Annotated in this window: 19 protein-coding genes; 9 read left to right on the forward strand and 10 right to left on the reverse strand. The window is 38.4% G+C overall.

From position 1 onward, the window contains the following. Nucleotides 1-10: 10 nt before the first annotated feature. The 3 genes from NGC85_RS01960 to NGC85_RS01970 all read right to left on the reverse strand — a co-directional run bounded on the left by NGC85_RS01960 (nt 11) and on the right by NGC85_RS01970 (nt 1,886). A complete protein-coding gene (locus tag NGC85_RS01960) occupies nt 11-406 on the reverse strand; it encodes a tautomerase family protein (RefSeq protein ID WP_254804682.1) in 396 nt (131 codons plus the stop codon). Between the two features lie 29 nt (nt 407-435). Further along, nucleotides 436-1,416, reverse strand: coding sequence for a glycine--tRNA ligase subunit alpha (gene glyQ / locus NGC85_RS01965; RefSeq protein WP_254804683.1), 981 nt, complete (start codon nt 1,414-1,416; stop codon nt 436-438). Nucleotides 1,417-1,505: 89 nt separating this feature from the next. Further along, entirely contained in the window at nt 1,506-1,886 is a 381-nt protein-coding gene (locus NGC85_RS01970; RefSeq protein WP_254804684.1) for a hypothetical protein, read from the reverse strand. 614 nt (nt 1,887-2,500) lie between these two features. On the opposite strand from NGC85_RS01970, the gene NGC85_RS01975 reads away from it, so the two are divergent. The 3 genes from NGC85_RS01975 to NGC85_RS01985 all read left to right on the forward strand — a co-directional run bounded on the left by NGC85_RS01975 (nt 2,501) and on the right by NGC85_RS01985 (nt 5,971). Further along, entirely contained in the window at nt 2,501-3,763 is a 1,263-nt protein-coding gene (locus NGC85_RS01975; RefSeq protein ID WP_254804685.1) for a putative DNA modification/repair radical SAM protein, read from the forward strand. Between the two features lie 2 nt (nt 3,764-3,765). After that, nucleotides 3,766-4,560 (forward strand): TIGR03915 family putative DNA repair protein, encoded by a 795-nt coding sequence (locus NGC85_RS01980; protein WP_254804686.1) that lies wholly within the window; start codon nt 3,766-3,768, stop codon nt 4,558-4,560. Nucleotides 4,561-4,687: 127 nt separating this feature from the next. Then, on the forward strand, nt 4,688-5,971 hold the full coding sequence (locus NGC85_RS01985; protein WP_254804687.1) for a hypothetical protein: 1,284 nt from the start codon (nt 4,688-4,690) through the stop codon (nt 5,969-5,971). 102 nt (nt 5,972-6,073) lie between these two features. Here the strand turns inward: NGC85_RS01985 and NGC85_RS01990 are convergent, their stop codons facing one another. After that, nucleotides 6,074-7,489, reverse strand: coding sequence for a DASS family sodium-coupled anion symporter (locus tag NGC85_RS01990; protein WP_005052089.1), 1,416 nt, complete (start codon nt 7,487-7,489; stop codon nt 6,074-6,076). A 235-nt stretch (nt 7,490-7,724) separates the two neighbouring features. Here NGC85_RS01990 and NGC85_RS01995 point away from each other — a divergent pair, with 235 nt between their 5' ends. Beyond that, complete coding sequence (locus NGC85_RS01995) at nt 7,725-8,141, forward strand: lysozyme inhibitor LprI family protein (RefSeq protein ID WP_254805529.1); 417 nt, start codon at nt 7,725-7,727, stop codon at nt 8,139-8,141. Nucleotides 8,142-8,262: 121 nt separating this feature from the next. Next, entirely contained in the window at nt 8,263-9,366 is a 1,104-nt protein-coding gene (locus NGC85_RS02000; protein ID WP_169109354.1) for an HPP family protein, read from the forward strand. 88 nt (nt 9,367-9,454) lie between these two features. On the opposite strand, the gene NGC85_RS02005 is transcribed toward NGC85_RS02000, so the two are convergent. Next, nucleotides 9,455-9,724, reverse strand: coding sequence for a PspC domain-containing protein (locus NGC85_RS02005; protein WP_254804688.1), 270 nt, complete (start codon nt 9,722-9,724; stop codon nt 9,455-9,457). A 342-nt stretch (nt 9,725-10,066) separates the two neighbouring features. Here NGC85_RS02005 and NGC85_RS02010 point away from each other — a divergent pair, with 342 nt between their 5' ends. After that, nucleotides 10,067-10,735 carry a hypothetical protein gene (locus NGC85_RS02010; protein WP_254805530.1) on the forward strand — a complete coding sequence of 223 codons (669 nt, stop codon included), beginning with the start codon at nt 10,067-10,069 and terminating at the stop codon, nt 10,733-10,735. Nucleotides 10,736-10,797: 62 nt separating this feature from the next. Here NGC85_RS02010 and NGC85_RS02015 read toward each other — a convergent pair whose 3' ends face one another. Further along, the gene (locus NGC85_RS02015) at nt 10,798-12,621 is read right to left on the reverse strand and encodes an acyl-CoA dehydrogenase C-terminal domain-containing protein (protein WP_005052081.1); all 1,824 of its coding nucleotides are present in this window, start codon (nt 12,619-12,621) and stop codon (nt 10,798-10,800) included. A 240-nt stretch (nt 12,622-12,861) separates the two neighbouring features. Here NGC85_RS02015 and NGC85_RS02020 point away from each other — a divergent pair, with 240 nt between their 5' ends. Next, a complete protein-coding gene (locus NGC85_RS02020) occupies nt 12,862-15,165 on the forward strand; it encodes a hypothetical protein (RefSeq protein WP_254804689.1) in 2,304 nt (767 codons plus the stop codon). 58 nt (nt 15,166-15,223) lie between these two features. Here the strand turns inward: NGC85_RS02020 and aroE are convergent, their stop codons facing one another. Beyond that, complete coding sequence (gene aroE / locus NGC85_RS02025; RefSeq protein WP_005059770.1) at nt 15,224-16,012, reverse strand: shikimate dehydrogenase; 789 nt, start codon at nt 16,010-16,012, stop codon at nt 15,224-15,226. Nucleotides 16,013-16,164: 152 nt separating this feature from the next. On the opposite strand from aroE, the gene NGC85_RS02030 reads away from it, so the two are divergent. Beyond that, nucleotides 16,165-16,746, forward strand: coding sequence for a histidine phosphatase family protein (locus tag NGC85_RS02030; RefSeq protein WP_254805531.1), 582 nt, complete (start codon nt 16,165-16,167; stop codon nt 16,744-16,746). A 55-nt stretch (nt 16,747-16,801) separates the two neighbouring features. Here the strand turns inward: NGC85_RS02030 and hemF are convergent, their stop codons facing one another. The 3 genes from hemF to ribA all read right to left on the reverse strand — a co-directional run bounded on the left by hemF (nt 16,802) and on the right by ribA (nt 18,919). Beyond that, on the reverse strand, nt 16,802-17,743 hold the full coding sequence (hemF, locus tag NGC85_RS02035; RefSeq protein WP_254804690.1) for an oxygen-dependent coproporphyrinogen oxidase: 942 nt from the start codon (nt 17,741-17,743) through the stop codon (nt 16,802-16,804). A gap of 130 nt (nt 17,744-17,873) precedes the next feature. Beyond that, nucleotides 17,874-18,272, reverse strand: coding sequence for a hypothetical protein (locus NGC85_RS02040; protein ID WP_169109358.1), 399 nt, complete (start codon nt 18,270-18,272; stop codon nt 17,874-17,876). 44 nt (nt 18,273-18,316) lie between these two features. Continuing rightward, on the reverse strand, nt 18,317-18,919 hold the full coding sequence (gene ribA / locus NGC85_RS02045) for a GTP cyclohydrolase II (RefSeq protein WP_005052074.1): 603 nt from the start codon (nt 18,917-18,919) through the stop codon (nt 18,317-18,319). Between the two features lie 305 nt (nt 18,920-19,224). Between ribA and dxs the strand changes: the two genes are divergently transcribed. Continuing rightward, complete coding sequence (gene dxs / locus NGC85_RS02050; RefSeq protein ID WP_254804691.1) at nt 19,225-21,120, forward strand: 1-deoxy-D-xylulose-5-phosphate synthase; 1,896 nt, start codon at nt 19,225-19,227, stop codon at nt 21,118-21,120. The last annotated feature ends 5 nt before the right edge of the window (nt 21,121-21,125 follow it).

Genomic DNA, 21,125 nt, shown 5'->3' on the forward strand with positions numbered 1-21,125 from the left:
GCAAGATGATCTAAACATCTACCCTAAATCCCAATGCAACATCACACGCTGCTTGACCGCCACGGATACCCCAATTTTCTAAGGGAATATCTCGAATAATAATTGTCACGTATTTTGGTGGAATGCCGAGCACTTCAAGGTTATTTACAATTCCTTGATAAAGATTTCGCTTTGCATCCACAGAACGTCCAGCAAATGCATCAATACTAATTTGAGTATAAAACTCAGGTTGATCTTGATGTGGTGGACAAGCAAAACGATGCGGTAAATGAGCGAAAAAACGGATATGTTTGTCTTTTTCAGGAATTTGAAAATGTTGGACTAAAGCAGACTGAACAGCATCAATGATTGCTATTTCTTGTTCAGTTGAATATTCACGTCTTACTTCAATCACAACACTTGGCATTTTATTTTCCTAAATCAGATTTTTCCCATTTATGCATTGGCTTTGTTTTGTGCTGCTTCAGCTTCAACCTGTGCTTTTAACTGCGCTAATACTTCATCACGCAAATGTGGTTCTGCCATTGGGAAACCGAGCTTCGCACGTGCAGTCACATAACTTTGTGCAATAGAACGCGCCAATGTACGAACACGTAAAATATAACGTTGACGTTCAGTCACGGAAATCGCACCGCGCGCATCCAACAAGTTAAAGCTATGAGATGCTTTAATCACTTGCTCATAGGCAGGGAGTGGTAGCTCAGCTTCCATTAAGCGAGTTGCTTCGGCTTCATAGAAATCGAATAATTCAAACATTTTTTCAACGTTGGCATATTCAAAGTTATAAGTCGATTGTTCCACTTCATTTTGATGGAATACATCGCCGTATGTCACTGTACCGAATTGACCTTTAGTCCAAACAAGATCGTAAACCGAGTCTACACCTTGAAGATACATCGCCAGACGTTCTAAACCGTAAGTAATTTCGCCAGTCACAGGGTAGCACTCAACACCGCCGACTTGTTGGAAGTAAGTGAATTGAGTCACTTCCATACCATTAAGCCAAACTTCCCAACCTAAGCCCCAAGCCCCAAGCGTTGGAGATTCCCAGTTATCTTCTACGAAACGAATATCGTGCGTTAGTGTGTCGATGCCGATCGCTTTTAATGAATCAAGATAAAGTTGTTGGATATTGTCTGGATTTGGCTTAAGTACCACTTGAAACTGATAGTAGTGTTGTAAGCGGTTTGGGTTCTCACCATAACGACCGTCTTTCGGACGACGTGAAGGTTGAACATAAGCCGCGTTCCAAGTTTCTGGACCTAATGCGCGTAAGAAAGTTGCAGTGTGGAATGTTCCTGCACCCATTTCCATATCATATGGTTGTAATATGACGCAGCCTTGCTCCGCCCAATAGTTTTGTAGGGCAAGAATTAAGCCCTGAAATGTATCAATATGCGATATAGCACGACTCATGGTGCATCCACTGGAATCAAACAAAAATTGTGGTTAAGTATAAGGATTTTGGGGGGGAGTGGCAAAGGCGTTGTGTAAAAAACTTATGGTTACTCATTCTTTAAAATTGGAGGTTTATCAACTAACTCGATCATAAGAATATCTGCGTCTTCTAGAAAATTTGATTCATGTATACTCAATTTAGGTATTTTTGCGATTAGACATACTTTTTGGTTAGAGTTTGTATAAATGACATCACCAATTAATGTAGAACGCGTGATCCCGTGAGGTGGGATGTAGTGTGAGTAAGTACCATACTGATCTAATTTGAATATTAAGTAGTAGGGATTATCTTTAGACTCTTTCATGCCTTGTGAATATTCTGAGGCAATTTGTCGACCACATATCTTTTTAAATTCAAACTCGTAGTCTGGAGCTAAATATTCAATATCTAGTAGCTCATTGATACGATCTGCCCGATAAGCATTCATACTAACATGCAAACATATATCTTGATTATTTCGTAACTTGTCTAATCTCAGCTTTTTTGAACTGTTATAACCATAGTGGATGGCTTTCGTGTGATTGATATTGTAAGAGTAATCTCCATAATCACTTAATTGAAAATAGAAGTTATAACTACCTTTACCTCTATTTGAACTTATAAATTCTTCATATTTATAGACGCCGCACAGTTTTTTATAGGTGTTGATGTTGGGCGGAAGACTTTTAATTTCAGAATAACAGTACTGGAATAAGATTATGGTACTGGAAATAATCAAAATTAGACCAACGGTATGAGTCTTTTTAATAAAAGTAATTTTAATAATAAGAATGATCCAAAGAGCAATAATATATCCAAACATTCGCTGTACAAAGCTCATATGGTTTTTAGTAAGACGTTTTTTCGGTTGGCGTAATTGATAATTTTGTTTTATTTGCAATTCCTAACCATGACTTTAATTGTAGCAATATTTTGTACCTTTTACTAAGATCAGAATAAAACGTCACCACGTGACGCATTGCATCTCCCATGCTCTTAATTTCACAATATGAAAATGCTAATTTTTAAACGATATTCTCTGTTCTCATCAGGTCGTTTGAAATGTCTGATCGCATTCGTGAAAAGCTGCAAATCTTAGCGGACGCTGCCAAATATGACGTGTCCTGTTCCTCCAGTGGTAGTGACCGTAAAAATAAAGATAAGGGGCTAGGTGATGCCAGTCGTTCAGGCATTTGCCATAGTTATACTGAAGATGGTCGCTGTGTTTCCTTGCTGAAAATCTTGTTCAGTAATGTCTGTATTTTTGATTGTGCTTATTGCGTATCACGTCGTTCCAATGATGTAAAACGCGCTGCATTTACCGTACAAGAAGTGGTTGATCTGACCATTAATTTCTATCGTCGTAATTATATTGAAGGGCTGTTTCTGAGTTCAGGCATATTCAAATCTGCTGATCACACCATGGAGCGGATGCTGCAAGTGGTGAAAAAATTGCGTCTAGAAGAAAATTTTAATGGCTATATTCATCTCAAAACCATTCCTGGGGCATCGCCTGAGCTGATTCATGAAGCAGGGCTTTATGCAGATCGGATGAGCATCAATTTAGAAATGCCAACTGAGGTCGGATTAAAAGCGTTTGCCCCTGAAAAATCACATCAAGAAGTACAAAAGGATTTAGGTTTAGTACGAGATCGACTGATTCAACTTAAAGATGAACGTCAAATTATCAAGCATGTGCCGAAATATGTACCCGCAGGGCAGACCACACAAATGGTGGTGGGCGCACATCAGGAAACTGATCAAGATGTGCTGGTGATGGCAGATCGACATTACAAAGAATTTAAACTCAAACGTGTCTATTTCTCAGGTTATATACCAATCAACACCGAAAATAACTATTTACCAGCAGTCGGTTCAGCACCTCCATTATTAAGAGAAAATCGACTCTATCAAAGTGATTGGTTGATGCGGTTTTATGGTTTTGAAGTCAATGAAATCGTCAATGAAAAACACCCACATCTTGATTTAGATGTAGACCCAAAACTGAGTTGGGCATTACGTCATCCTGAACAGTTTCCAGTGGATTTAAATCGTGCGGATTATCAAATGATTTTACGTGTACCGGGTATTGGAGTGAAGTCAGCCAAGAAAATCGTGCAAGCACGACGTTTTGGTAAAGTGCATATTGATTTGCTTAAACAACTCGGTGTGGCGTATTCACGTGCCAAGTTTTTTATTCGTTGTGAAGACAGTCCAAGGTTTCAAAAAGAACTTTCTACAACTGATATTCGTCAGCAAATATTAACGCAGGGTTCATCTAAGTACGTGAAACAACTATCACCGCAACTGAGTTTAGGATTCTAAATATGCTCAGTGATGCTGTGGTTTATTATTATTTTGATGGCTCAATGGTCGGTTTGCTCAACTGCGTATTTCGAGCTTTTCAATTTAAAGAGTTCCACGTGCAACTGTGTTTAAACCAAGGCGCGCAGCATGGCTTATTTGCCACGGTGGTTGAGATTCCAAATCATGAGCAACATGCAGGTCGTGTTTGGTCAGCTTTACAGCAGAAACTTTCGCATTCATCTTTGAGACAATTTTATTTTGCTTATTTGTCAGAATCTTTGGATGCCTATCAGCATTTATTTAATTACTGTATCTATATTTTTCGGCATCAACATTCAGTTGAAAAAAATTACTCTCATCCCAGTGTTTTAGCGATTTCGCAATGGACGAAAAAGGTCGGGCGCGAAAAGCATCGTATGGAAGCTTTTGTGCGGTTTAAGAAAACCACAGATGGTTTATTTTTAAGTTTAGTTCGACCAGATTTTAATGTATTACCTTTGATACAGCCGCATTTTAAGCGTCGTTATCAAGATCAACGTTGGCTGATTTATGACGAACAACGCAAATATGGTCTGTATTATGATTTAAAAGAAATTCACGAGGTTTCTTTAGAAGCCAATCAGATTGACAGTAATATCGAAAATGGTGCCAGTCAAAATTTCCAATTAGAATTAGATGAACAAGAAGAATTATACGATCAACTTTGGAAAGATTACTTTAATAGTATCAACATTAAAGAACGTCAGAATGTGAAATTACATGTGCAATATTTACCTAAACGCTATTGGCGTTATCTGAACGAAAAATACGTCTAACTGATTTACTGATTGCTTCTAAAAATAGGCTCAACTTATGAAAGCTTAAAAAATGATTAATTACTTGTATGAGTTATGTTATAACGTAACAATTAAATAAATAATCAGTCCAACAGAGGCAAATAAGGTGAAAAGTCTAAAACAAAGTTATGTCTTAACGATTTTAATGAGTAGCGTGTTGCTATCAGCATGTGGAGGGGGAGATTCTTCAAGCTCATCATCAGTTGTGTCGCCAAAACCGCAGCAACCCACTGAAGCTGATGCAGGGCGTTTGGCAATTGCCAATGCAGATACAATACGACCTTTACTCACCGTGTATGATTTAAAAGAGCAAAAGACGATCAATACTACTGCGTTGAATTATGTTCCATCTGCCATGTATAGCAGCCCACAATCACGATATGCGGTAATGCTGAGTCGAAATGAAGGCATCGTGCAATTTGCTGATGGCGGAATTTTTAATAAAAATGGCAGCTTGCAACGCAATGCACCTCATTTATTGGCGTATCAATTAAAAGGCGCAATCCCCGCGCATTATCGTAGTTTTAATGGTACGGCAGCATTGTTTTATGATGGAAGCGAAGATGATGGTTCAAAATTTGACGTCTTTGATGATGCAGCCATTGCACAGCAAAGTGTTGCAACTCAAAATTTACCTAAAAAGCATCATGGTGTGGCTGAACCGCGTGGCGAGTACGTGTTAAGTACGTATATGTCTAAAGAATCAGAAACATTAAGTATTGTGAAAAGTTATTATGTACATGGTGATCATTTCCATGTAGACCAGACTTTAACCAATCCTTGTAATCGTTTACATGGGGCAGCATCAATTCAACAATATGCTGCTTTTGGTTGTGAGGATGGCGTATTGGTCGTTGAGCAAAACAAGGATTCCTTCTTAGATAAAAAAATTAAAATAACAGATCAAAATGATAATTTAATACGCATTAGTACGATTGCAGGACATGAAAAGCTAGATAAATTTGCTGCTTTTGCTTCAGGTACACATGCTTTATTTGTAGTTGATCCAAAAAACTTAAATGCAATCAGCTTAGATTGGTCTTCAGCGGCTAAAGAAGCAGATGGCATAACCCCAGTTAAACGCTTGCAACAAGTGGTCGATGCATCAGGTCAATATTTAGCGATTTTAGATAGTGTTGGTGTGGTACATGTGATTGATAGCCAAAATTGGAAACGTCTTGGACAAATCAAAGCTATTCAAAATTTAAATACAACTGAGCTCGCAAAAAGCCGTTTAGTCGTAAATGCGAGTGCAGGTACGATTTTTATTAATGATACGCAAGCGAAAAGCATTGTTGAATTAGATTTGAAAAACTTGAAAATCAAGCAAACCATTCAACTCAGTGATGTGCCAAATACCTTTACGTGGTTGGGTGTGAAAGCGTCTTAATTGCAGATTGAAGCAGAAAAAAAGCAAACAGTTCAAATGACTGTTTGCTTTTTTATGAATGTTCGCTTTAGCACAATGATGATCAAGCTAAAGCATTAACTGCTAAATGAAGAACAAATAAATAAAAACTGAAACAAGTGCTACGCAGAGAATATTTAATATAAAGCCTACTCGCATCATTTCACTTTGTTGGATGTGTCCTGTTCCAAAGACGATTGCATTAGGCGGCGTTGCAACAGGAAGCATAAATGCACACGAAGCACCGATCCCGATCACAACAACTAATATTTCTTTAGGTAAACCCATTTGATCGGCAATTGCAGCAAATACAGGAACTAAAAGTGCAGCTGAAGCTGTATTACTGGTAAATTCGGTTAAGAAAATAATAAATGCTGCAACTATTACAATCACTAGAAATGGGGATGCATCACCAAAGGCATTGGCTAGTGTTTGTCCAAGAACTAAGGAGGAGCCTGAATCTTTTAGAATCGCACTTAAAGTTAAGCCACCACCGAACAGCATTAAAACACCCCAATCGGTATTATCTGCGATATCTTTCCATGTCGCGATACCTAAAATAACCACCATACAGGCAGCAAGTACTGCAATCCATGTGTCTGGTTGACTAATTCCAAATTGCTCACTGATCGCCTTACCAAAAATCCAAGCAAAAGCAGTGACTAAGAATACAAGCATGGTCAGAATGCGATCACGATTCCAAGGGATACTTTCAGTTTTAAATTCAACACGATGATTAAGTTTTGGACGTAGAACAATATATAAACTTACCAACATTGCAGGAAAAATGATGAGCATCATCGGTAAACCGACTTTCATCCAATCGGCAAAGTCATAACCTAAAGCCTTCGCTGCAATCGCATTTGGGGGTGAACCGACCAATGTGCCTAAACCACCAATACTTGCTGAATAAGCAATACCGAGCAAGATGAAGACAAATGTCTTGCGTTCCTTTGCAGCATCAAAATGTGAAAGTAAACCTAAAGCCAGTGGTAACATCATTGCTGCTGTGGCTGTATTGGAAATCCACATCGACAAAATTGCAGTGACTAAACAGATTGATAAAACCGCTATACCTAGATGACCTTTGGAGAGTGCGATAATCCACATTGCAATCTTTCGATCAAGCTTTTGAACATGTAGTGCCGTCGCCAGTGCAAATCCACCGAAGAAGAGGAAAATAATTGGGTCAGCAAAAGTACTGAGTGCTTTTGTGGTCGTAATGGGCTTGAGTTCATCATTCGTCCCAGCGCTTGGCATACCTACTAACACGGCGATAATAGGAACCAAGAGTGCGGTGATGGTGATATGAATAGCTTCAGTCAGCCAAAGAATACCAATAAACACTAATAAGCTTAGTCCTTTATTGGCATTTTGATCGTAAGGTAAGATTTCATATAAACCGAAGGACAGCAAAGCTGCAATGACAATAATAATCCAACCCCGTAGTAAACCTTTTGGCATGGCATTGGTTGGGGTTTCAAGGTGAGGAACATTCATAAAATATCCTTATTATTTAAGTTGTTGTTGTCGCCTAATCATTGGGTGACCGCCTAACCATAAAAGTTTAATGAGGGCAAAGTAAATATTAAGTTCTACCATCTATGTAAGATATTATTTAATAGGCGTGATGTCTTGCCATAAAATATGACATATACGTAAAGCTAAGGTCTGAAAATTAAGCTTTGTATTAACTGCTCGTTATTATTGGTGACTTAAAATGAAGAACATAAAAATGGTAAAAAACAATTTTAAAGTTATATGGTTGCTCACTGCTTTCCTAAGTATGAATAGTTTTGCTGCGTCGCAGCAGCAAGCGACAGATCCCTATAGTCAATGTGTTGATGAAACCATTCAAGAGCTAAAGTTGGGTAATATCAACAATGCGGTGGTAGAAATTTGTAGTACAAGGACTAAGACATTATATACCAAGCAGATTGTCAAATTATTAGATCAAATCAAAGCTCAAAGCAAACAATATAAACAGCCAGAACGTTATAGCGATATTATGAAATCACAACAACTTTGGAAGAATTTTGTAGATCAGGAATGCCGAAATGCAGGAGCTTATATTGGCTCACCGATGTATGAGTTTTGTCCTATGCAAAAATATGCAGAACGCTTAGAGCAACTGAAAGAATATCTAAATTGATTTAAATATGCTCAATAGCTTTACTCATAACCTAAAACTATAATTTAAATACATCTTTAAATTAAGATGCGCGTATACTGCGCGATGAATGAGAAACAATACAATTTCAGTAAGGTACATTGTGAGCTATCCCCAATCTGACTGGCTAAATTTTCTGAAACCGAATTATAAAGTGCTTCCATTGAAAGAAAGGCTTTTTTCAGGCGTTGGTGCGCTCTGCGGTTTAGCAATTTCCTCTTTAATCAGTTGGTATGTATTAGGTGGCATAAATGCTTGGTATATCGCACCAATGGGAGCTTCTTCGGTTCTTCTTTTTGCTTTACCGAATAGCCCTTTAGCACAACCGTGGAATGTGGTGATAGGCAATATAATTGCGGGGTTGATTGGGGTCAGCTGTGCGCAAATCTTACCTGACTTAACAACTGCGTTTAGTGTGGCGGTGGGTCTTGCGATCTTTATGATGATGACCACCGACTCATTACATCCACCGAGTGGGGCTGTAGCAATCACTGCGGTGTTAGGTGGCGATGCTGTCCATCGACTCGGTTTTCACTTTATTGTTTATCCTGTTTTATTAAATTCGATCTTATTATTAGTTTTTGCTGTATTTTTTAATCGTTTAGTGGGTAGGCATTATCCAATGACTGCACATGTGAATGAAAGGTCAAAAGATCCGACGCCTACCCAAAAAGTGTCGATTCAACCGAAAGATATTGAATATGCATTAGAGCACCGTACTGAGTTGCTTGATATTAGCCAATATGATTTAGAAAAAATTATTTTAGAAGCGCAACAACGTGCGAATGAACGAATGGTGAATTCATTTGTTTGCCAAGATATCATGAGCCGAGATGTGATGAAATTGCATGAAAATGATGATATTCATCAAGCATTAGATAAATTTAAGGCAGTGAATTTAATGAGTTTACCTGTCGTCGATCATGACGATAGATTAGTAGGAACTCTTGCTTTATATGAAGTTGTGGAATGGTTTAAGGGAGCAACTGACCCGCGTAATTCATGGCAGCATTATGTTCGACAAATTATGAGTCATCGTGTGGTAACGGTTGATCCTTTACAACCCATACAAGATTTAGTTCCATATTTTGTCGAAAAATCCTTTAACTATATTCCCGTGGTAGATCAGCAACGCTTGATCGGTATTATTAGCCGAGCAGATATGATTGCTGCTTTACAACAGCAATTAAATCGACAATTAAATTAGGCTTTAATTTTTACAATAAAAAAAGCTACGGTTGGATTAGGGGAAACTCAACCGTAGCGACCAAAACATAAATAAAAGAAGATATTAATTAACGCTTTGTTGTCTCGTGATCATTAATGGTTTTGATGGGCTGGTTATAACCTTGTACCCGTTCTATTTGATCAATGTGTTTTTTAGGTATGACTAACCATAAAACTAGATAGACTAAGATACCAGGAAAGGCAGCACTCATGAGCGAGATCACCACAAAGATCAGGCGTAATAAATTTGCATTCCAACCAAAACGTTCCGCAATACCACCTAGAACACCAGCGATCATGCTTCGTTGGCTAGAGCGATATAAACCAGAATTGGTCATCGAGACATTCTCCTAAAATAAATAAGTTACAACAGTAAAATAAAAATATATAAGCTGCTGTTATTAAAGAAATAGGGGTAAATTCTTTTTTTTAAAGTTTAAACAGATAACAAAATCGTTACGGTGTGTAATTTGTTGATGGAAAAACCGACACTATCGCCTAAAATGCACCGACTTAAAGCAATCTGCTTTGTCATTGGCTATTTCCATCTGAAAGTTTGTTGCTGCTTATCCTTTTGGGGAATGGACGCTTATTTGATTGATCTCTATATTTTCAATAAATTAGGGTGATTGAGTCAGCTTAGAAAGCCATATCGATGTTGATGTTAGAGAATTATGAATATGCAGTTCAGGTTATTCTTACAAAATGTAAGTGTAGGCGTTCTATTCACGCTAGGGTTAAGTGCTTGCGATAGCCATCATCCTGAATCAATGAAAAAACAGACTCAAACACAACGGAGTAGTGAGGAAAGTTCTGCTGCAATTATTTTCGAAGATGATCAAAACGTATCTAGTGAAGGAATTTCTTTAACTGAAGTCGCAGGACAAGCGACCATTCCTCATGTCGCTTCAAAGTCTTTAGACAAGCCGACGGATAAAGATATGCAATATGCTGGTCGTTACCATGCGCGGATTCCGTGTACTGATGCTTTTGCAGGTTGTGTTAAAAATGAAAAAGAAGCTGAGTATATTCTTAATTTATTAGAAGATGGTTCCGTTTATTGGACCAATACCAGTTTTGGGCGTTTGGGTTCAGACGCTTCAACGAATATTGCGAAAATAGAACAGACCTGTAAACAAGTACAATGGCGAGTGCAAAAGGCCGGTCAGGAAATTCTGGTTCGTTGTGAAGCTGCCGATGTGAATTTGTATTATAAAATTAATTCAAAACAAGATTTAGTTTTAGATTTAGATCAAATTTGGAATGGGGATCATGGACGCAATCGCAAGTTCTTTCAAGAATATCCTTTCCCTGAACAGGCTTATGTGTTTGAAAAAGTTAAACACTAAAAAGCAATATTAAATAAAAAGAGCGCTTCAAGCGCTCTTTTTATTGATCAGTTCCGATTCAATTAGTAATCGAAGCTGAAGTGTTCTGGAGCAAGAGAAGTCAAGGTACGAGATGTAGTTACCATCGATTCTGCATGACCTTGAGCGCGTGGCAATAAGCGGTCAAAGTAGAAATCTGCAACTTTGATTTTTGCTTTATAGAATTCTGGTGTTTCAATTCCGTTACCAGCTTCTAGTTTCTCAGAAGCAATCACTGCTTGTTGAGCCCAGAAATAAGCCATCATTACATAACCAGAGAACATCAAGAAATCATTGGAAGCAGAAGATACGATGTCACGGTCTTTACGAGCTGCAAGCATGATGCGAACAGTTAAAGTATTCCATTGAGCGCAAAGCTTCGTTAAGTCCCAAGCGAAACGACGTAAATACTTGTTACGCGCATGAGTAGCACAGAATTTCAAGATTTCAGCAGTATAGTCACGAACGACTTTACCTTTTGAGCTTAAAAGAACTTTACGACCTAATAAGTCAAGTGCTTGGATACCCGTTGTACCTTCATACAATGTTGAGATACGTGCATCACGTGCGATTTGTTCCATACCCCATTCACGGATATAGCCATGACCACCGTAAACTTGCATACCGTGGTTTGCTGCTTCCAAACCTAATTCAGTCAAGAAACCTTTTAAAATCGGCGTATAGAAACCAAGTTTGTCATCGGCAGCTTCATAAGCAGCTTGATCGCCATTTACCAATGCATCTGTCATTTTGTCTGCAAGTTTAGCAGCATGATAGATCATTGCGCGACCGCCTTCTGCAACCGCTTTTTGAGTTAACAACATACGACGAACGTCAGCATGGTGAATAATCGCATCACCTACACGCTCAGGCTCTTTCTTACCAGAAAGGGCACGCATCGACATGCGGTCTTTCGCATAAGGTAACGCACCTTGGAAAGAAAGTTCCGCATGTGCAATACCTTGAACTGCTGTACCAATACGTGCAGTGTTCATGAACGTAAACATTGCATGTAAGCCTTTGTTAATTTCACCGATCAGGTAACCAGTTGCATTATCAAAGTTTAATACCGCTGTTGCAGACGCTTTAATCCCCATCTTGTGTTCGATAGAACCACAAGAAACCGTATTACGCTCACCAACACCGCCATCAGCAGTTGGGATGAATTTAGGTACGATGAATAAAGAAATACCACGTGTACCAGCAGGGGCATCTGGAAGACGCGCAAGTACGATATGAATGATATTGTCTGTTAAATCGTGTTCACCCGCAGAGATGAAGATTTTCGTACCAGAGATTTTATAAGTACCATCAGCAGCAGGTTCAGCTTTAGTTTTTACTTGACCTAAGTCTGTACCACATTGTGGTTCTGTTAAACACATTGTGCCAGACCAAGTACCTTCAACCAATTTAGGCATGTAGGTATTTTTTTGCTCATCAGTACCAAATTGCATGATGGTGTTCATACAACCTGTACTTAAACCTGGATACATTGTAAATGACCAGTTTGCAGTACCCATCATTTCTGATTTGATGAGGTTCAAAGACATTGGTAAGCCTTGACCACCAAACTCTTCAGGATAAGAAAGACCTTGCCAACCACCCATTACGAACTGGTCATAAGCATCTTTAAAACCTTTCGGTGTAGTGACTTCACCATTGTTGAAAGTACAACCTTCTTCATCACCTGATTGGTTCAGCGGAGAAAGTACGTTTTCGCAGTAATCAGCTGCACCTTCAAGAATCATATCAACGGTTTCAGCATCCGCATTTTGACCACTTGTCAAAGTTTGGTAATGTGCTGGATAATCTAACATTTCGTTCATTAAGAAACGAATATCACGGAGCGGGGCTTTATATGCTGGCATAATCTTAATCCTGTATTTGAATCATTTTGGATTATCTGTTTCGATACTTTGATTATTCATACTAGTGATAAAAAATACATTGATAAACCCGAGGGAAAAAAATGTCAGAAAAGCGAATTTTCAAAAAAAGTTTTACTTAAGAAAATCATTTTTCTGCTAGAGTCTTCGCATACAGTATATGTGAAAAATAATCTATTTTATAGTTGAAAATATAACGATATAAGGGTGTTTGGTAAAGCTATGCGTTTAAAATATTTAACATTATGTATCTTGGGTCTTAGTCTTTCTGCGTGTTCGCAGCATGTCATTAAAACCAATTCAGGCTCGACTAACTTAGATCAGAAGGCGATTAATAGCCTCAATGCGATGTACGAATATCCGAGTTATGATTATCGGGGAAAATTTAATGTACATGTCGATCTGGACGAAAAACAGAAATCAGCGACTGATAACAAAGTATTAGATGCCGCAGTACAACAAAAAGCGGATCAATATTTGCGTGATCAAAAAGTCAATTTGAATAGTCAGCAAAAGAAAGCTTTATATACCGCTTTAGCTGAGCAGCCTAAGAGTGCTTTCGGCACTAAAGCAGATAAATTCGCTCGTATCATGACCAATATTTTAAATGATATGCAGTTTGAATATGATGGCTCAGTTCATTATCGCCAAAAAATGGGTTCATTTAATCTAACCGCGCGTTATGAAAAGCCAACACTGTTGGTTCAAGCGAAAGTACCGATGGTACTAGATCTGAGTAGTTATAAATTCTATATCAATTACTTCGCTTTAATGCCTTATTTGGTCAATAAAGAAAATCAAAATAATTTGGCTTACTTGGATTTTTCCAAATATCAGGATTTGTTCAAAGAAGTCGATTACAAAAAATTTGCCGAATATGTAAAAGCATCTAGCGCGGTTTATTATCGATTAGCAGATGCAAATAACATCCAAGCTTTATCAATCACACCTGCGGATCAAGCGGCTGGTGTTGTTGAAAAAATTCGTTTAAAAACCTCGATTGAGGAACTGATCTTACAAGCAAATTTGTATAGTAAGGTTAATGAAAGATATTTGATGCAAAGCATATTAAATATTAAAGAAGCAAATTTAGAAAAGTTAATTCTAGATGATGCCAGCAAAACGCCTGCTGATACTACAAAAACGCCATTAAATAATAAACAATCAGCAGAAGACCCAAGTGTCGTCAGCCAACAACTTTATCGATTAGTCAATCAGCACTTTGGTGTTGATGCTGAAGCGGATACTTCAGCGGTTGAGGCTGCTGAAGATGCCGCAGATGAGGCACAACAAGCCGCGGATGATGCCGCAGAAAATGCTGCGGCTGATTCAACTTCAGTTGATGATGAGCAAGATGGTTTATCAGAAGACCAATGTTTAACATTGCAAAATGCGTCTAAGGCAACCTATGGTGACGCACAATATTGTCAAAGCCTGTATGGTGTAGATGTATTTGGTGATAAGAAAACTGAATCAGGTTTTCTTTCATACATAGAAAAGCTAAAAGCTATAGAAAAAGAATTTGTTGTGTACGATAAAAATCAATTTATTGATGATCAAGCATTTAAAGCGTTATGGATCAAGCATCAGGCTGAGATTGCAAAAGCACTCCCACCTGTAGATAAACGTAATCCTTTTATTATGGATGTTGGGTTAGATACTCAAGGACGTGCGGTTAAAATCGATTATGATTTGAATTATGCATTACCTGAGATGAAATCTCGCTTTAACGTCAAAGCAGACATGCTGATTTCTAATTATGGTAAAGCAACTCCAATTGACCAAGCTCAATTGAAGCGTGCTAAAACATGGGCAGAAGCAAGCAAAGGTTCTATGTTAGAGCAGGCGATTGGTAGTTTCTCTGAAAAGTTAGGGCAAACGAATGTTCAAGAACGTTCAGCAGAAGCATATACACTATCATTAGATGACCAATTGAAAGTGATTGCTGAACAACGATTTGATGCAACGAAAGCCTATGAGCAAACGTATAAAGCAGTATTTATCGCGAAATTGATTGAAACTAAGCCTGAAATTGTACAGCGCTATACGAGTCAGGAATTACAGGAAATTGCTGCTGTCTATGCGTATTGGTATGGCAATGAAGAGGTTTATAATCCAGAAGGTAAAGCACTACAAACAATAGAAGCGTTACAAAATAAACACCATCTTCAAGAGGAAGATCAGTTTGATGATAAATTGGGTCAAGCTGTTAATCGTATCGTTAATGAAGCAATGCGCGGTGATAAAGATCGTCAAGCTTGGAAAAAATTGCAAGCTCAATATAAGCAGCCACAACAGTTATTTGCACAGCAATATCAGATTCAATTTGAACTGGAAAATGGGGTTTCAAGTGAAGAAAAGCTTCTACTTGCCCAAACAGCAAATATTTTAGGACAGGTGTATGTTGATGCGCGTAAAAATAAGTTGTCTGAAAAGAGCATAAAATCATTAAAGATTGAGCATAATGAATTTATTGATTATGAAATTTTTAAAGACGTTTATTTGAAAATGTTAAGCACTAAATAATTGTTAATTATGTAAAAAAGAACCTGATTTATGCAGGTTCTTTTTTACATACGTTGATTTATAAAAAATCTTTTAATTCGGGTTTAACACCATTCCAAATAGAGAAAGCTTCAATAGCTTGCCCCACTAACATGCCAAAACCATCAGTTGAGGGAACTTGACGCTCTTGGGCTTGCTCCAAAAAGCTAGAGGGTTTTCCATAAGCCATTTCATAGGCATGATGAAAGATTAAGTTTTCAGGTAATTGTAATGCTTCACCGCTTAAACTTGCTGAAGTTGCGTTAATCACAAAATCAAATTCACCTGTCAATTCATCTAAGCGAATGGCTTTTAGCTCAGTCTGGGCAACAGCATCTTTTAAATCCTCAACGAGTTGCTCAGCGCGAGTGAGTGTTCGGTTAGCAATCACAATTTGTTTTGTGCCAGCTTGAACCAGTGGATAAATCACACCGCGTGTTGCACCACCTGCACCTAAAATTAAAATACGACTATTTTCTAAACTCCAATTTAAGGCTTGAATTGCTGTAACCAAGCCCTGACCATCAGTATTGTCACCGTGGAGCTTGCCATCTTGCATCCATAAGGTATTCACTGCTTTTGCAATCTTAGCGCGTTCAGTCAATTGATCGCAAAGGGCGAATGCTTGTTCTTTAAAAGGCACAGTGACATTCATGCCCGCACCGTTTTGTGCAAAGAAATCTTTTACTGTGCTTTCAAATCCATCTAAGGGCGCAAGAATTTTTTTATAGTTTAGATCGACTCCTGCTTTTGCTGCGAATGCGTGATGTAACTCTGGTGAGCGAGATTGTTCAATCGGGTTTCCAATTACAGCAAATTGTTTGGTCATGAGTGATCAGTATGGTAAAGGTTAGTAGAAGTTTATAAAGTTGAAAGGGATGCTGCAATATTGATTTACATCTATAACAAGACGATGTGGTGATTTAGTTTTTACAACATGTTTTGATGAATGAAAATCAAGATACAACTTTAAATAAAACTATGAGTATATTTTTAATTCGGCATGCTGAAAGCGAGGCCAATATCAATGGGCGCACTTTATCTCATGCTTCTATTGCTCTTAGTGAAAATGGCAAACGACAAGCTAAGCAACTTTGTGTGAGCTTGCCTCAAATTGACTATGTGATTATTTCTAAATATTTACGTACATATCAGACTGCTGAACCTATTTTACAAAAATATAGGATCACTGCGGAGATAGATGGAAACATTCATGAGTTTAGTTATCTTTCTGAACGTAAGTGTGCAAATACCAATTTAGATGATCGAAAAGAGTGGGTAAAAGCATATTGGGAAAAGATGGACTGCGATTATCGGGATGGCGATGATGCGGAGTCTTTTACTGACTTATATATTCGCGTACAACTATTTCATAAAAAATTAAGACAATTAGAAAAGGAGTATGCGGAAAAGAATTTAGTAATTTTCACGCATGGGCAATTTCTACGATTACTTCTGACATTAAAGGATAGACCTAAACCTTTAAGTCGAGAGCTGATGCAAAATTTTGGATTAGACCTAATTCAACGACCCATCTCGAATACTACAATATTTTTATTTTAATGTTTTTAGATAAGATTTCATCCCTGAGCTTTATATCAGGGATGAATCATTTCATTTAATTCTCTAAACCTAGCCAATCTCTTGGTTTTAAATAATAATCCGTGAGTCGCTTCTCAGGCGAGTCAGCTTCCCATTCTGGACGATACGACCAGCCTGCTAAATTCGGTAAACTCACAAGAATTGACTCAATACGCCCACCTGTTTGTAAACCGAACAAGGTGCCACGGTCATAAACCAAGTTGTATTCGACATAACGACCACGACGATAAAGTTGGAACTCCCGTTGAGCTTCGGTATAGGGCTGCTCACGGTGCTTCTCAAAAATTGGCAAGATCGCTGCTAAGTAACCATTACCAACGGCTTGAATATATTTAAAGCAAGTCTCGAAGTCCCATTGGTTCAAATCATCAAAGAATAAACCACCAACACCACGTTGTTCATCACGATGTTTTAAGTAGAAGTAATCATCACACCATTGTTTATGTTCTGCATAGACATATTCACCAAAAGGTTGACATAAGTCGTACGCTGTTTGGTGCCAATTCTGAACATCCTCATCATCTGGATAAAATGGGGTTAAGTCAAAGCCGCCACCAAACCACCACACAGGATCTTGACCTTCTGGTTCTGCGATAAATAAACGAACATTAGCATGAGAGGTTGGGATATTTGGATTTTTCGGGTGAATCACTAAAGAAACACCTAATGCTTGTGCTTTTGCACCTGCAATCTGTGGATGACGTTCTGTAGCAGATGCAGGAAGTTTGCTGATATTAATGTGGGAGAACATGACCCCACCTTTTTCAATCACTTCACCATTTTGCAAAACACGGGAGCGACCACCGCCACCTTCGGTTCGTTGCCAATCATCAATGATAAACTCAGCGGTACCACCGCCTGCACGTTCCTGTTGCTCTAGTCCTGCACAAATCCGTGCCTGTAGATCGAGTAAGAACTCGCGAACACGTTGAATATCAACTGAAGTTGGGTGTTGCATGATGATCCTCTTAATAAGATCTAAGAATGATGAATATCAAAACACAAAACCATAATAAAAGTAAGGGATTTGATAGGAATCTCTTAAATTTAAGCATAAAGGGTGTTTGATCAAAACTATTAAATAATCTTCACTCAATAGAAATATAAGGAAAATATCCTATGAAAATAGGATCATTTTTTATTGGTCGTTTGACTTTAAGAGGGTCATACTTAAAATCATATTGAGCAATAACCCATTTACAATGATCAATACCCTTTAAATAAGCTTGATGGATGACATTATTTTTGAATGAACTGGAATATGATAAGTCTTTGATTAAAAGTCCTATTGAAACTAATTCGAAGTTCAGATGATTTATTTCTTGATTACTAAGTTGATAGTATCCAATACCACATAGGTCTTGTAATATATCTAATTCCATATCAGTTTTTTCATCAGAAAGACCAATCCAAATTGATACGATACCCTCATGCTCGAAGCCTTGATTGTAAAAGTCATCATCATCCGAATAATCAATTTTATTCATAGATTTACCAAGCATATCCTAATTAAACTGGTCTCTTAATTCGATCAAAAGTCATCTTTTTGATAAAGATGATCCATACGCTCACGTTTGGTCTTTAAATATTGTTCATTAAATGGATTACGACCAACTGTGAGAGGTACACGTTCAATCACATTAATTCCAAGATCGGTTAATGCTTTAAGTTTCAAAGGATTATTAGTGATTAATTTCACTTCTTTAATTTGAAGATGATCGAGCATAATGCTGCACATATCATAACGACGCGCATCAGCAGGAAGATTCAACATAAGATTTGCATCAACCGTATCATGCCCTTGATCCTGTAAAGCATAAGCACGGATTTTGTTGGTTAATCCAATGCCACGACCCTCTTGACGTAAATACAAAATCACGCCTTGCCCAGCCTCATTAATTAAACGTTGAGTTGCTTGTAACTGCGGGCCGCAATCGCATTTGAGTGAGGCGAACGCATCACCCGTTAAGCATTCAGAATGAATACGAACTAATACTGGTTTATTGGGAGCAGTTTCTAAACCTTTAGAAAGTGCCACGTGTTCTTCACCCGTCTCAGGGTCTTGAAACACGGAAATATTGAAGTCACCGAAAGCAGTAGGTAGCTTTGATGTTGCAATAAATTCAATCGGCACAGATAACTCTCTATTATAATAAAAACAGTCAAAGTATAGCTTAATGTGTGAAGATTGAGTGAATTGGAATTTCTGATTTTTCACATAAGTTTTTCTTTTTCATAGAAAGCACACAATAATGGTTGATAAACAGTGACATAATTCAGGATAATCTGCGAGCCAGTCAGTTATGATTGGTTTGAGAATGTTCAGCACTACATCATTCGCACATGTGGCTGATTGAAGGTAGATCATATTTAATTGTATGATTGCCCCCATTTAACCCAGCTTCGGATTTGCCAGGCTTAAAAAGGCTTTGCCACATTATGTTGTATACCGAAATTCCAACTCAACGCCCTGTTACGCCATTGTTAGATGGAATTGATCATCCACAACAATTACGTCAGCTCGAGCAAAGCCAACTCGTACAAGTGGCTGATGAGTTGCGTCAATACATTTTGTATGCAGCAGGACAAAGCGGTGGTCACTTTGGTGCAAATCTTGGAGTCATCGAACTGACTGTTGCGCTGCACTATTGCTTTAATACTCCTGAAGACCGCTTGGTTTGGGATGTAGGTCATCAAGCCTATCCACATAAAGTATTAACAGGTCGCCGTGAAACGATTACCACAATTCGTACAAAAAATGGTTTAGCGGCTTTCCCTGCTCGTGATGAATCAGAATTTGATACCTTTGGGGTAGGGCATTCCTCAACTGCAATTTCAGCAGGTTTGGGGATGGCTTTGGCACGTCGCTATCAAAAAGATCCATGCGATGTTGTTGCGATTGTCGGTGATGGCGCAATGACAGCAGGTATGGCATTTGAAGCGATGAATGACGCTGTTGCACATGATGCTGATTTAATTGTTGTTCTCAATGATAATGATATGTCGATCTCATGTAGCACAGGTGGTTTTGCAAAACACTTAGCCGCGATTTGGGAAACAGGTCAGTTTATCAATGTCAATGAACATGGCGAAGCTTATGTTCAACCACATCCAAAATGGACTTATAATTCGCGCTTGCATCAATCTGCGACGGATGCGGCCGATAATTTATTTAAAGCGATTGGTTTTGATTATTTTGGACCATTTGATGGTCATGATGTGGAACAGTTAGCGCAAGTTTTCCATGCACTCAAAAAACGCAAAGGTCCGCGATTAGTTCACATTTACACTAAAAAAGGTAAAGGCTTTGCACCAGCGGAAGCAGATCCAATTACCTATCATGCGATTACTAAGATTACTCCTACAGCTTCAGCACCAGTCAAAAAATCACCACCCAAATATTCAGATGTTTTTGGGCAATGGTTATGTGATCAAGCAGCTCAAGACTCACGTTTATTAGCGATCACACCTGCAATGTGCGAAGGTTCTGGCATGGTGAAGTTCGCACAACAATATCCTGAGCGTTTCTTTGATGTTGCTATTGCCGAACAACATGCAGTGACTTTAGCAGCAGGTATGGCATGTGAAGGCTTAAAACCTGTTGTTGCGATTTATTCAACCTTCTTACAACGTGGTTATGATCAATTAATCCATGATGTCGCATTGCAAAATTTAGATGTTACTTTTGGTATTGATCGTGCTGGTTTAGTGGGTGAAGATGGTCCAACGCATGCTGGTGCGTATGATTATGCCTATATGCGTACAGTTCCTAATATGGTCATCATGGCACCAAAGGACGAAAATGAATGTCGTCAGATGTTGCACACAGCTTATCTCTACGAAGGACCAACCGCGGTACGTTATCCGCGTGGTGCAGGAACAGGTGTAGAAATTCAACAGCAAATGACTGCTTTAGAAATTGGTAAAGCTGAAATTGTTGTAGAATTTAATGTAGATGCAGATCAGCAGATCAGTATTTTAGCTTTTGGTAGTCGAGTGGCAGCTTCAGTTGAAGCAGCAAAATTATTCGCGCATAAACACTCGATTGGTGTGCGTGTGGTGAATATGCGTTTTGTGAAGCCTTTGGATGAAAAAATCATTCGTGATTTAACGCCTCGTACTCAACTGTTTGTTACTGTAGAAGAGCATGCGGTCATGGCTGGAGCAGGTAGTGCAGTAAATGAGTTCTTAGCACATGCTCGAATTTTAAAGCCAGTTGTGAATCTCGGTTTGCCTGATACGTTCTTACATCAAGCGACACATCAGCAAATGCTTGCAGATTGTGGTTTGGATGGACAAGGGATTTTTGCTTCAATTGAGAAAGCTTGGTTGTGATACAT

The sequence above is a fragment of the Acinetobacter sp. Z1 genome (genome assembly GCF_024296945.1).
Lineage (GTDB): Bacteria > Pseudomonadota > Gammaproteobacteria > Pseudomonadales > Moraxellaceae > Acinetobacter > Acinetobacter beijerinckii.